Origin of the sequence: Paenibacillus sp. JCM 10914 (assembly GCF_001315105.1) — a bacterium.
GTDB lineage: Bacteria > Bacillota > Bacilli > Paenibacillales > Paenibacillaceae > Paenibacillus_AQ.
Map to the genome: position 1 here is coordinate 1 of NZ_BAZR01000013.1, position 13,490 is coordinate 13,490.

General features: G+C 44.7%; 12 protein-coding genes and 1 pseudogene. 9 read left to right on the forward strand and 4 right to left on the reverse strand.

Translation table 11 applies throughout. The annotated features are described in order from the left end of the window. Nucleotides 1–176 precede the first annotated feature (176 nt). Both JCM10914_RS15400 and JCM10914_RS15405 read left to right on the forward strand, forming a co-directional pair. Complete coding sequence (locus JCM10914_RS15400) at nucleotides 177–689, forward strand: RNA polymerase sigma factor (protein ID WP_269433897.1); 513 nt, start codon at nucleotides 177–179, stop codon at nucleotides 687–689. Next, nucleotides 656–1,633, forward strand: a complete 978-nt coding sequence (locus tag JCM10914_RS15405; RefSeq protein ID WP_023962538.1) for a hypothetical protein — start codon at nucleotides 656–658, stop codon at nucleotides 1,631–1,633. The genes JCM10914_RS15400 and JCM10914_RS15405 overlap by 34 nt, the downstream gene beginning before the upstream one ends. 10 nt (nucleotides 1,634–1,643) lie before the next feature. Here JCM10914_RS15405 and JCM10914_RS15410 read toward each other — a convergent pair whose 3' ends face one another. Beyond that, nucleotides 1,644–2,084 carry an Lrp/AsnC family transcriptional regulator gene (locus JCM10914_RS15410; RefSeq protein WP_023962540.1) on the reverse strand — a complete coding sequence of 147 codons (441 nt, stop codon included), beginning with the start codon at nucleotides 2,082–2,084 and terminating at the stop codon, nucleotides 1,644–1,646. Nucleotides 2,085–2,232: 148 nt separating this feature from the next. Here JCM10914_RS15410 and namA point away from each other — a divergent pair, with 148 nt between their 5' ends. Continuing rightward, on the forward strand, nucleotides 2,233–3,348 hold the full coding sequence (gene namA, locus JCM10914_RS28445) for an NADPH dehydrogenase NamA (protein WP_148300219.1): 1,116 nt from the start codon (nucleotides 2,233–2,235) through the stop codon (nucleotides 3,346–3,348). Here namA and glsA read toward each other — a convergent pair. From glsA to JCM10914_RS30460, 3 genes and pseudogenes are all read right to left on the reverse strand, one after another. Beyond that, nucleotides 3,315–4,178, reverse strand: a pseudogene (gene glsA, locus JCM10914_RS15415) (glutaminase A); the annotation flags it as partial. The gene namA and the pseudogene glsA overlap by 34 nt on opposite strands. 309 nt (nucleotides 4,179–4,487) lie before the next feature. After that, nucleotides 4,488–5,672 (reverse strand): hypothetical protein, encoded by a 1,185-nt coding sequence (locus JCM10914_RS15420; protein ID WP_023962544.1) that lies wholly within the window; start codon nucleotides 5,670–5,672, stop codon nucleotides 4,488–4,490. 17 nt (nucleotides 5,673–5,689) lie between these two features. Next, nucleotides 5,690–6,271 carry a hypothetical protein gene (locus JCM10914_RS30460; RefSeq protein WP_023962546.1) on the reverse strand — a complete coding sequence of 194 codons (582 nt, stop codon included), beginning with the start codon at nucleotides 6,269–6,271 and terminating at the stop codon, nucleotides 5,690–5,692. A 419-nt stretch (nucleotides 6,272–6,690) separates the two neighbouring features. On the opposite strand from JCM10914_RS30460, the gene JCM10914_RS15425 reads away from it, so the two are divergent. From JCM10914_RS15425 to tyrS, 6 genes are all read left to right on the forward strand, one after another. Further along, a complete protein-coding gene (locus tag JCM10914_RS15425) occupies nucleotides 6,691–7,320 on the forward strand; it encodes a hypothetical protein (RefSeq protein WP_023962548.1) in 630 nt (209 codons plus the stop codon). Continuing rightward, entirely contained in the window at nucleotides 7,317–8,402 is a 1,086-nt protein-coding gene (locus JCM10914_RS30465) for a 7TM-DISM domain-containing protein (protein WP_023962550.1), read from the forward strand. The genes JCM10914_RS15425 and JCM10914_RS30465 overlap by 4 nt, the downstream gene beginning before the upstream one ends. 156 nt (nucleotides 8,403–8,558) lie before the next feature. After that, nucleotides 8,559–10,457: an ATP-binding protein gene (locus JCM10914_RS30470; RefSeq protein WP_023962551.1), complete on the forward strand. Its 1,899-nt coding sequence runs from the start codon at nucleotides 8,559–8,561 to the stop codon at nucleotides 10,455–10,457. Nucleotides 10,458–10,470: 13 nt separating this feature from the next. Next, on the forward strand, nucleotides 10,471–11,121 hold the full coding sequence (locus JCM10914_RS15435; protein ID WP_023962553.1) for a response regulator transcription factor: 651 nt from the start codon (nucleotides 10,471–10,473) through the stop codon (nucleotides 11,119–11,121). Nucleotides 11,122–11,205: 84 nt separating this feature from the next. Further along, entirely contained in the window at nucleotides 11,206–11,619 is a 414-nt protein-coding gene (locus JCM10914_RS15440) for a YugN-like family protein (RefSeq protein ID WP_023962556.1), read from the forward strand. A 504-nt stretch (nucleotides 11,620–12,123) separates the two neighbouring features. Beyond that, nucleotides 12,124–13,395 carry a tyrosine--tRNA ligase gene (gene tyrS / locus JCM10914_RS15445; RefSeq protein WP_036718476.1) on the forward strand — a complete coding sequence of 424 codons (1,272 nt, stop codon included), beginning with the start codon at nucleotides 12,124–12,126 and terminating at the stop codon, nucleotides 13,393–13,395. The last annotated feature ends 95 nt before the right edge of the window (nucleotides 13,396–13,490 follow it).

The following is a 13,490-nucleotide window of genomic DNA, read 5'->3' on the forward strand; positions in this document are numbered from 1 at the left end:
AAAATGACGGCCTTTTTTGTTCTCCATATTTATATACATAAAATGTCCGTTTCGCACCGATTGATTGGTTATATAAGTATCTTTTTGTCAGAGAGGAGGAGAAACGTATCGATACGACCACGGTTGAAGAATATGTAGTACAAGTCCAATCCGGCCAAACGGATGCATTTATTCCAATTGTTCAGGCATATCAAAGGCAATTGTACATCTATACATGCAGGATGCTGGGAAGCGAACAGGATGCGGAGGATGCTGTGCAGGACATTTTTCTCAAAGCGTTCAAATCGCTGCACGGCTACAAACCTACGGTTAGTTTTAATGCCTGGATCTATCGAATTGCTTATCATCATTGCCTGAACATCCTACATAAACGACAATCTTACGGAAGAGTTGCGAGATTGCTCAAGCGGGACGCTCAGGTTGGTAGTGCGGAGGAAGAATTTTTAAATGGAGTCTTTAGCGAGTCGCTATCGCTGGCGCTTGATAGTCTTCATGGCAAGGAGCGAGGCATGCTGATCTTGCATGCTTTTCATGAGAAGTCTTACGCGGAAATCGGAGAAATAACCGGCAAAAGCCCGGAATCGGTACGGAAGAAACTGACGCGAATTAAACAGAAACTCAAAAATAAGATGAGTCAAGGGCAGGAGGAAACCACATGGCAGACAAGCTGGATTCAAACGAAGAGCTGAAGAAGAATGCCAGGCCTGATCATAAGTTCCGCGATATCGATCTTACATATCCTATCCAGGATCAGATCCAAAGGATGGTGCAGCGTGACATGAAGCCGAACAAACGCGCATTCCGAAGGCCGGTGGTCGCTTCGATTACCGTATTGTCCATAGCATTCATGTCGTTTACCGCCTATGCAGCTTCGGAACATCTACAAATTTTTAATCAACAGGGAAAAGTGATCGTCAAAACAACGGACCCTTCACCGGGACTACCCGAGAAACTAAGTCGTCAGTTGGAGGATTACCGGATTCAGGTGCAGAGCGAACTGAAGCCCGGGGAACTAGCCGCTTATTATATTCATGATGAGTATATAAACACTACCAACGGTTATGATACCGTCAATCCGATTAAATACGAGTATAGGCCACTGGATTATACAACCTATGAGTCCTTTGAAGCCGAGCTTAAACGGACGCATGCGCCACAACTTGCGCTTCCTGAGCGTTTGCCAGATGGTTGGTCATTCTCTTATGGACAATTATCTCCGAGAGGGCTGTTTCGTGTCGGTGATGAGAAGATCCAATACGACAGCTTGAAACAGCGACTGACGGACCTTGCTATACAAGAACAAGATGGAGAAACACTGTTTATTGAGAAGCTCAAATGGACTCATGCCACTTCGGCAACTCTGTATCTGACGGATGGGACAAACAAGCACGCTCTATCGCTTCAAGCAACATATGGTTCGAATATTAGCCTGCCACACCAAGCTAATGGGACTTCTGAAAAAATAATGCTGAATCACTTAGAGGCCATCTACCAACGTAGTGAGAGTGGAGAAATGCGTATTGCCTGGTATGACAGCAAACAAGGTATCGCATATAATCTCAGCTTGAATGAGCACGGGGCGCTAAGCAAGAAGCAGCTTCAACAAATGGCTGCAAGTATGGTAGAGGATTAATGTGTGAAAGTCATTCCACATCAACCATAGGAATAAGCGGTTTGTTCTCAATAGGCGATGACATTACAATCAGAGTAACCGAATCACCGTATTTACCGCAGGCATTCGTAAACATTTCCAGTGATTGCAACGATTCCGTAACCACCTTCAATAGGAAATTATACTGACCACTGATGCGGTGTAATTCTATTAGTTCGGAAGATTGGTTGCAGAACGCAACCAGTTCTTCACAATTCTTGGTCAGGAACATCAAATACGCCGTGACATGTTTGTTGATTTTAGAGGGGGGGATGACGGCACGGTAATGATCTACCACGCCCCGATCCTCCAGCTTACGTACTCGCTCGGCAACAGCCGGCTGTGATAAGCCAACCAAATGACCTAATTCTTTCATCGAAATGCGGCCATGTCCTTGTATAATTTCTATTATATTCTTATCTGTAACATCCATGCAGATCGCTCCTTATTTAAATAAATCAAATGGTGGGATATTCCTTATTAAATTAATGATGTACACATAAACTCAGTTATTAATATATTCAATGTAGCATCATACTCCCTTAAAATAAAGTTAAAGATAACAAAAGGGAGTGAAAACATTGAGTTTATTGTTTACACCTATACAGATCCGTGACGTTGAAATTAAAAATCGGGTCATGATGTCTCCGATGGGAACTTTATCTGCAGGTTCCGATGGAAAAATAACAGATTGGCATATTGTGCATTATGGAGCCAGAGCGCTCGGACAAGTGGGTCTCATTATGATGGAAGCGACCGCGGTACAGGAAAAGGGAAGAGACGAAGGGTCGATCGGAATATGGAGCGATGATCACATCGAGAGCTTGCAGAAGCTTGTTACTACGATACATTCGCATGGTTCAAGAGCAGGTATCCAGCTCTGGCATGTCGGACGTAAATCAAATATTCGTGGCTATCAAGTTTCAGCGTCGGGTTTTCCATATCAAGATCGGGATAGCAGAGAACTCACTGTTCCGGAAATTCAGACCGTGGTAAGAGATTTCCAGTTAGCCGCAAGTCGTGCGGCATTGGCTGGTTTTGATGTGATAGAACTTCATGCCGCTCACGGGTATCTGCTAAATGATTTTCTTTCATCCTATACCAATAGAAGAACAGACGAATATGGTGGTTCGTTTGAGAAGAGATATCGACTTCTGGGGGAGGTCATTGAGGCCATCCGTAGCGTATGGCATGGACCGCTGTTTGTTCGAGTATCTGCTGATGAATACGGGGATATCGGTAACCGAATTGAGGATGCAATCCAATATGCATCTAAAATGAAAGAGCAGGGAGTAGATTTGATTGATGTGAGTACTGGTGGTGTTCACCCGGATAAACCGGAGATTTATCCAGGTTATCAAGTGCCGTATGCAAAGGCGATTAAGGATGCAGTCCAAATCCCCACAGCAGCTGTAGGTTTAATCACGACGGGAAGCCAAGCCGAGCAAATCCTACAGAATATGAGTGCGGACCTTATTGCCGTAGGCAGGGCGTTATTGCGTGACCCGTTCTGGGTAAGAAATGCCTCAGAGGAAATAGGAGAATACATCGAAGCTCCGAAGCCGTACCTTGGTCATTGGTATACATCAGAACATGCTCCAACCATGTCCTTGGAGATAATCTCTAATAGCTGTACGCCAGCTTGGCTGTTTCCTTTATCGTTCAGTGCAGGCCCAACGACGCCGATGCCGTATTGACCCGGTACCAAGGTCAGAATGCCGCCAGAGACGCCGCTCTTGGCCGGGAGGCCTACATCAATGGCGAATTCCCCGGAAGCATTGTACATGCCGCAGGTGGTCATAAAAGTCTTGGCGATTCGCACATAGCGCCGAGGAATAAGGGTCTTGCCTGTTATAGGATCTACGCCATCCATGGCCAGCACCAGCGCCATTCGAGCGAGATCCGCACAATTGGCCGTGATGGAACAATGCCGAAAGTATACATCCAGTACATCGTCTATCCGCCCAGTCAGAATACCATTCTCTTTCAAGAAATACGCAATGGAGCGGTTCAGATCACCGCTATCGAGTTCAGAGTTGTACACATCCATATCCACGGTTAGTGATTCATTACCGGATATGTCTTTGAAGAAACGCAGGACCCGCTCTGATTTCTCTGCGGGGTTACTGCCCTTAATTAAGGAAGTGACGGTAATCGCTCCGGCGTTAATCATCGGGTTGAACGGGATGCCTGGCCGCACCAATTCAAGTTTGAGCATGGAGTTAAAGTTGTCCCCGGTCGGCTCCATGCCAACCTTGCTGAAGACGAGCTCCTCACCGTTGTCCATCAAGCCGAGAATAAGCGTGAACACTTTAGAAATACTCTGCATCGTGAAGTTCAGGCCACATTCACCTGCTGTCGCGGTGTCACCATCAGCATTGATCAGTGTGATTCCGAGGGCATCTCGCGGAGCTTTGGACAATTCGGGAATATATGAGGCGACTTTGCCACTGGCGGCATAGGGCACGCTGGCTTTAATCCAGTCAGGCAACTTCTGCTGAATCGTGAGCATTTCGGGTGATATCATCTATACAAAAACTCCTTTCCTGATCATCTGAGATTGTGAAATTAGATACAAACAACGGTCTATTCTTGAAAAGTGTATCCCATCTTTAGTGAAATTTCAAAGCTGACGGCACAAATAATTCTCCCATTAAGATAACATGATTAGCATTAATAGGATAAAGTGAAGCTATTCAAGGGCTGTGTCGCTAACATAGAGAGGAGTGTTTACAGTACGAGGACAAGGATGTACAGCAGCAATGGATCAAGGATGATGAATAAAGAAATGCCTGCTTGAGAGCAGGCATTTTTTGTTGTATATCTGTCAGCCTCATTAAGGCTTGGCATTCTTCCAATAGGTATAGGCATGCACGACATGACCTGTGTAGGAAGTTGAGTCTTTTAGCATGTCGCGCAATTTAGCAAGCTCTTGCTCCATGTAAGCTTCACCTTCTTCGAAGAAGGTGATATGATCGCCTTCATGGCTTTCTTTCATCTCCACCGAGATCAGTATCGGCTTACCCAGCTCCTCCGCGAACGCGATCTCTTCCCTTGATACGGCGGCAATGCCATTGGTGCCTTCGGCCGTATCGCGGAAAGCCATAAGGGAAACATGGTCCATTCGATCGATCATCCATTTACTAAGAGATATATTGGTGCCTGGAACATTGAATTTATCCAGCCACACGGCCATATCCATGCTGGCTTCAAGATTTGAATCCTTCTTCAACTCATTGACAAAGGCATCGATATTGGATGTCCACTCCGTCATGACCCGATCTTGATTTTCCCTCCATATTGGCAGAACGTAGGGTTCAATATCGAGATGAATGCCATGGAATCGTTCATCGCCTTGCACGTTACGGTTATATTCCTTTACATAATTGACCAAACGCATTATACGATCACGATTCTCTTGCAGTGCCCAGATCGGATGACCGCCTAGAGCGTGCACCTCGATCCCTTGTGCAGCAGCTTGCTTCACGAAGGATGCGTATGCACTATATGGCTGCTGAAGATCTAACCGAACGTAAAGCCAGTTTACGTCTTTTTCTTTTGCAAATTCTAGAATTTCATGTCCATTATCTATGACTTCGTGGGCTTCCCATATGTAAGTACCCCTAATCATCGGATCTCGATTTACTGGATCTGCATCCGGCACGCGATCACCTTCACCTGGTTCTGGATTGGGTGTAGAAGGGTCTGGGTTCTCTCCGGCAGGAGGTTCTCCCTCGTTACCATCACCCTGCAGGTTCTGCCAGTAGCGGATATCGTGAATGGCAATACCTGCAAAGGAACTGTGAGAAGCAAGCCGGTCCGACAGCTGTTCCAGCGTCCGGTTCAGGCGATCTCTTCCTAGACCATAAAATGTAGTATGGGCTTCGCCTGGCATCTCTTTGGTATTCACAGCCACGAGGATCTGCTTGCCTAAGCGGTTGCCAATCTCGAATTCGTCTTCAGACAGTTTGATGATCCCGTGATCTGTATCGATTTCATTCCGGTAAGTCATAACGGTCACATGATCAAATGCACCAATCAACCATTCATTGAAGTTGCTGCCATCGGCTCTGGTGTAATGATCGACCAGAATGGTATATCAATGCCGAGGTCTAACGGTTCTCCCGATAATTGTTGTAGAAATAAATTCAAATTCTCTTCCCATGACGCAAGGATGTTGTTCTGTTCCTCTTCCCATTGAGCCAAAACATATGGCTCGATATCGAGATGGACCCCGTCAAAGCGGCCAGCTTCAGCTACACTCGCATTATATTCCTTTACCCAGTCGGCAAGACCAAGCATATCCGCTCGATAAGCGGTAAGTGCCCACCTAGGATCTCCGCCTAAGGCATGAACTGCGATCTGTTCTTCGTGCGCTCGTTGTAAAAATGATTCATATGTTGCTGCTGGAAGTTGGCGATTAATCTGTAAGTAGATCAGATTGATGCCTTCTTCACGTGAATAACGAATTAACTGCTCTCCACCATCTTGTATTAATTCCGTTTGCCACACCCATGTTGCCTTAATGGTAGATTTCTCTGCATGAGCCTGAGTTGGCAATCCGACTAGAATCAGGGCAAACAACAGACTAGTCAACCATCGGTAACCCTTTACATTCATGCTTTCCCTCCGTTTCTCTGTAAGAATGATTGATTCTGGTGCAGTAAACGGGCTAATTATAGCATTGATATTGGAAAATGAGATGAGCCCAATTTCTCAGGAAACTGACGCGAGTTTAAGAGAGAACAAATGATCGGTATATAAGGAACTATACCTGCTATGGAATAATATTTCTGTTTAAGATAAAACAGGAATTGATCTCCAGTTTTAAGGCCAACTGCTCAGGAATAAAGTTGCATTTTACGACGGAAATGCCATTAATGGTCACGGTTTTTCGGTAGAAGGTACGAAATATGATCTTTTATAAGATATTTAGATAGAATTTGAAAGATAATGATTGACAAATTATGGTGTGCGATTAGTATGAAGGTGAAGGCCTAATATTTTCATATATTAGTATTTAATTAGGGGGAGATTAAATGAGTCAACCGACGGTTCCATATCACGAGATTGAGCCATTATTACAGACCGGGGATATTTTTCTGGCGCATGGGATTTCGAAAGGAAGTATCATTATTGAAACACTTGAGCAGTGCCCTTGGTCTCATGTTGCTATTGTGGTCCGAACTCCTGATAATGAGGTGCTGTTATGGGAATCCACTTCTGCAGATGATCTAGAGGATTGTTGGTTTCACGTTAAGAAATCTGGTCCACAGCTCGTTAAACTACGTGATCGGATTATTAGTGATATTTCCGGTCAATATGATTCGATGTTTGCTATTCGTCAATTGGAGGTAGAACGTACTCCGGAAATGTATGATCAACTTGAAAATTTTATTGGACAGGTTCATGACGCAACTTTTCCAGATAAACTTCAAATGTATTGGGAGGTTCTTGAGGGGAAATTCGGGATTAAATCTTCCTTTAAAGATTTCTTCTGTAGTAAATTAGCTTCGGAAACTTACATGAGACTTGGATTGCTGTCTGAGTCAAAACCTGCTAATAGTTATGAGCCAAAGAACTTTACTTCTGAGCACCCTCTGAAACTTTTGAAGAATGCAAAATTAATGAATGAGATATATATTGATCCTGCTTCGGTTTATGTATGAAATGGTATAACTTTTTTCTGAAAACTTTAATTTTTTTTTTAATCTTCAGTTTATGGATAAATCCGGCTATATTCGCAGATGAATCTTCTTTCAGGGTAAAGAAGGGTGAAGTTAATATAACTAACTGGGATTTTGACAAAGACGGTATTTTTAACCTAAACGGTGAGTGGGAATTTTATTGGAGTCAGTTGCTAACTCCCTCCGATTGGAAGATGAATATTAATACTGAAGATCATTCTTACATACAAGTCCCTGGGTATTGGAATAAGCAAATAATAAACGGGGAGACTCTTCCAATCGAAGGATATGCAACATATCGCTTAACGATTCATGGAGTTAAATCAACTGAGCAGATGGCGATAAAGCTTCGTAACATGTACTCTTCGTATAATGTCTGGATTAATGATGAACTGGCTATATCAAATGGTCTGCCTGGGACAACACCTGAGGAAACCATCCCTAAACATGGTGCTTCTACAGTTGTACCAATCAATTCCAATTCGAAAGAGCTGACTATATTAATTCAAGTTGCAAATTTCACATATCCAAAAGGAGGGATAAATGATCAAATCCAGTTAGGTAATGCCAAACAATTACAGCATGTAAAGTCTAGCGAACTGGTTCAAGATAGTTTTGTTGTTGGTTCACTATTAATTATGGGAATCTACCATTTATTTTTATTTGGAATCAGACGCAATGACAGTACACCGCTTTATTTTGGGTTGTTTTGTATAACCATAGCTATTCGTACTCTATTGATAAATTCTCGTTTTATTTTGGAAGTTTTACCTGATTTTTCCTGGTTTTGGTTAGTCAAGGCTTCTTATCTAACTATTTATATAGGTGAATTATTCTTAGTATCATATATATATCATCTGTTTCCTCAATACTTATCCCGTTTGGTTTGGCGTACAACTCAGATCTTCACACTAAGTATATCGGTGCTTGTAGTGGTAAGTGACATTTATATTTATGACTACTCTCTTATACCCTTTGAAATTTACTCAGTTGGATTAGTCTTATATGCTGTTTATGCTTCTATACAACTAACTCGTAAACGCCAGGAAGGTCTATTCTTTTGATTGTCGGATTCAGTCTTTTATTCACTACAGCTATTAATGATATTCTTAATCGAACAGTATTTTTATTTATGCCTTCTTTACTGCCGTATGGGGTCCTAGCTTTCGTCTTCTTGCAATCGATACTCCTATCCCGTAAGTTCTCCAGCATTTACGCAAGTGGAACAATTATCGGAAAGATTACTGTCTCTGGACAAACTGAAGGATGAATTTCTGGCGAAGACGTCGCATGAATTGCGAACGCCTCTACATGGTATTATCGGCTTGGCGGATGCATTAATTGATGGTAGTTCCGGCAAATTGCCGCCTGCGGTAACGGAATTGCTAAGGCTGATGAAGACAAGCGGTCAGCGTCTTGCGCATCTGGTCAACGATATTTTGGATTTCTCGAAGCTGAAGCATCAGGAGATTGCACTGATTCCCGTGAAGGTGAATTTACAGCTGGCAGTAGAGTTGACTATTCAAGTTCTAAAACCTTTGGCAGAGAAGAAGGGGCTAGGGCTTTCGCATAAACTCTCGCATGATGTATATGTTATGGCAGACGAGAATCGATTGCAGCAAATTTTACATAACTTGATTGGTAATGCGATTGCGTATACAGAAGCAGGTACTATTACGATCACGGCCCAGGTTGAGGATGGGCAGGTCTTGATTCAGGTCACGGATACCGGAATTGGCATCTCGGCAGCGGATCAGGAACGGATATTTGAATCTTTTGAACAGGTGAATCCGATGGAACGACCGCAGCAGGAAGGGACGGGCCTCGGATTGTCTATTACGAAACAACTGGTTGAACTTCATAAAGGGACGCTGACGGTTAAGTCCGAATTGGGAAAGGGCTCTACATTTACACTTACTCTTCCTGTCTCAGGGGAGAGTGATCTTCACATATTGGGAACATCTGCTCAACAGAAGTCACCTATAGAAGCCATGAAGCAGCGTGAAGTCGCCGTTACCATCGCTCCTGCACCAAGTGAGCAGATGAACGAATATGAGGATGACCGGGCCTCCGTACTGATCGTTGATGATGACCCGATTAATGTCCAGGTGCTTGTTCAGTTTTTACGTGGACAATATTCACTCCGCTCGACTTGCAGTGGGCAAGAGGCGATGGATTGGATTCAGAGCGGATATCGACCGGACATCGCTTTAGTGGATGTCATGATGCCTTATGTTTCCGGGTTCCAGGTAGGTGAAGAGATTCGCCGTCATTATAATCCCGGTGAACTGCCCATTATTTTCCTTAGTGCGAAGAGCCAAATGAGCGATATTGTGGTAGGCTTTGAACAGGGCGGCAACGATTATCTGGTTAAGCCTGTGGAGAAACAGGAGCTGCTGGCCCGGCTCGCATTGCATCTCCAATTAGCGCATTGGAACGCTTCGCTTGAGCTTGAGGTGGATGCGAGAACGACTGAGCTCGAGGAATCGATGGAAGAGCGCGCACGAGCCATGTCGGAAGTATCCGTGCTTGCGGAGCGCAATCGTATTGCGCGTGAGATTCACGATCAAGTGGGGCATATTCTCACGGCTAGTGTGATTCAATTGGAAGTTGGAATGAAGCTATTCCATGATGAAGCTCCACAATCCGTCGAGAAAATGCAGGTTGTTTCTGATTTGGTTCGCAAAGGTCTGCATGAAATGCGAAAGTCTGTGCATATGCTTGCAGAAGAGCCTGCCAATCTATCAACCTTCCGTGATGTCCTGCTGCAGATCATCGATGATTCCAAGCGTTACGCGGACGTAACCATCGAACATACGATTGATATTATGGATGACAGATTCGAGCCAGATACAGAGAAGACCATTCGCCATGCTCTACAGGAAGGAATTACGAATGGGGTGCGACACGGATTGTGTACGCATTTTGAATTTGAGTTAATCGAAGTGGAAGGTATGCTCCAGTTCACACTCGATAATAACGGGCTTCCGTACAACGCAGTGGAGCTTGGTTTCGGATTGGCGATGATGAAGCGCACGATAGAGCGTCAGGGTGGTATGTTTCATATCAGCACGAATGCAGGCATAGGCTGCAGGCTCCAGTTCACGCTGCCTTTATAAGGAGTGATTAAGCATGCCAAGTATAACGATCGTTATCGCCGAAGACCAAGCGATAGTGCGCGATGGTTTGGAAACTATCCTGAATCTCGACCCTGAACTTCAGGTCGTCGCCACCGCAGATAATGGTCTGACGGCCTGTGAGTTGGTCAAAGAACATCGTCCACAAGTTGTCTTGCTGGATATCGAAATGCCTGTCATGAACGGGATTATAGCGACACAACGTATCAAAGAGCTTTATCCGGACACAATGGTTTTGATTCTCTCAACGTTCACGAATGAAGACTACATTATTGAGGGACTTGCAAATGGTGCTTCCGGTTACTTACTTAAGGATTTTACCGCGGACAAACTCATCTCTTCATTAAAAGAGGCCATTAACGGTGATCTGCTGCTCCCATCCAAACTGGCAGCAAAGCTGGCTGCGCGTCTAAGAACAACGCCCGTTAAGCGGATGCCAGCACAAGATTATGGATTAAAGCCAAGGGAGCTGGAAATTGCCAGACTAATAACAGAAGGCAAGAACAATCGTGAAATTTCGAAGAAATTATTCATAACCGAAGGAACGGTCCGTAACTATATCAGTTTAATCTACGAGAAAATCGGTACGAGTGAGCGTACGAAAGCGATTCCTATCTTGAAGCAAGCGCTAGGTGAAGAGGAATAACTTCAGTTTGAGCGGAGTTATTCCGTATAAAGCATGCCCATAACGTCCATCCTTTAATTAAAACAATGAGGATGGCGATGATGTATGATCGGTTTGCAATCAAGGTTTGAAAATTTGGAAGATCGGTTCGTGAAAATTGATGACTATTTGTGCAAACATCATTTTACGTTAGCCGGCAATTGGGATTATAAGCACGGATATCTGGATAGAGGACTGGATCAGGAGCGCATGGTATGGCTTAGAATTCCGTTTCACGTTACGAAGGGGAGTCTGGATGGCGAGTGCGGCGGCTGTAATGCTACGATCAAACTCGGCCGCCCCTATGTGTTCAAACACGTGTACAATACAGGGACGGACAAACATGCCGTTCCGCGATTGTTCGGAGCGTTGTTTGATCAGTTCCAAGCCCCGATCGATCCGGATGCAAGTGTAGATGATATGTGGGTTCAACAAGCCCAGCAACTACTGAATGAAGTAGAGAGCGGATATTTGCATTAGTTGCCAAGGCTGTCTTATGATTTTCCCGGAAGCTCAAGGACAGCCTTCATGTTTACCTGATTTTTCGAATCGCTGACTATTTCTGTCAGGAATGGTCCCGATCGCTTGGTGAAAAAGGCTATAAGAAACATAGTTGACATTGAAATCGGATTTCACTATACTGACTGTAATCTTATATACGATATACGTTGAAAGAGCCCAGTAGCAGCTTGGTCCCTGTCATAGAAAGCCGGGGGTTGATGGAACCCGGCACACACCAATGCTTGCGAATTACACTCTGGAGTATCTCGGGTAATGCCGAGCGGAACTTACGCGAACGATATCTCGCGACAAGAGCGGCTTCCATAGTCTTGCACACGTGCAAGCTCAACGGAAGCAATCTGGGTGGTAACACGGTTAAATAATCGTCCTATGTCAGTTCATGACATATGGGGCGATTTTTTGGTTTCAGCTGCCAACGAACATTCGGTATAAGGACTATATCATTAAGGGAGTGTTATGACGTTGAATATTATCGACGAACTACAGTGGCGTGACGCCATTAATCAACAGACCGATGCGGAAGGACTGCGAGCTTTAACCGAGCAGAAATCCATCTCCCTATATTGCGGTGTGGACCCAACAGGAGACAGTATGCATATCGGGCATTTGATTCCGTTCATGATCCTCAAGCGGTTCCAGCTTGCAGGTCACCGTCCTGTTATCCTGATCGGTGGAGCAACCGGTACGGTCGGTGATCCGAGTGGTCGTCAATCAGAGCGCTCCCTGCAGACGATGGAGCAAGTACAGGCGAACGTAGACGCGCTGACAGAGCAGATGAAGAAACTGTTCATAACCGAAGGCGACAATCAGATTCGGATGGTGAACAACTATGATTGGACGCATAAGATTAACATTATCGAATTCTTACGCGATTACGGTAAAAATTTCAGCATAAATTCCATGCTGGCGAAGGATGTAGTTGCCAGTCGATTGGATAGCGGGATTTCTTTCACTGAGTTCTCGTATCAAATTTTGCAATCCCTGGACTACTTGCATCTATATCAGAATGAAGATGTGCAACTGCAGATTGGCGGTTCGGATCAATGGGGCAACATTACGAGCGGACTTGACCTCATTCGGAAGAAAGAAGGGTCCGAAGCCGAAGCATATGGTCTCACCATTCCGTTAATGTTGAAAGCGGACGGAACGAAGTTCGGTAAGACGGCAGGTGGTTCCATCTGGCTCGATCCGAAACAAACAACGCCGTATGAGTTTTACCAATTCTGGGCAAATACGGATGATCGTGAAGTTGTAAAATACCTGAAATATTTCACCTTCCTTTCCAAAGAGGAGATCGACCAATTTGCCGAGAAAGTGCAGTCGGAACCACATAAGCGTGAAGCACAGAAGACGCTTGCGCAAGAAATGACGAGATTTGTGCATGGCGAAGACATGCTGGAGCAAGCCAAACGGATTACAGCTGCGCTCTTCAGCGGCGATATTCAGTCATTGACAGCCGATGAAATCGAACAAGGATTCAAAGAAATGCCAACCTTTGAATCCAATCTGGAAGCGAAGAATATCGTGGAATGGCTGGTGGATCTCGGCATCGAGCCTTCAAAGCGACAAGCGCGTGAAGATATTACGAAAGGAGCCATCTCGCTGAATGGCGAGCGTGTCAACGACCTGGAATTCGAGGTTACAGCGAGCCAGGCCATCGGCGGCCGCTTTATCATAATCCGTAAGGGCAAGAAAAATTACAGCCTGGTCAAAATGACGGTAACCACGGAGTAAGACTACCCACAGTAAGACCGCTTAACACGGAATGTGTTTAGGCGGTCTTTTTTAATTTGGATAATATGGCAGTGAACAAGTTGCAGGGGCAACAC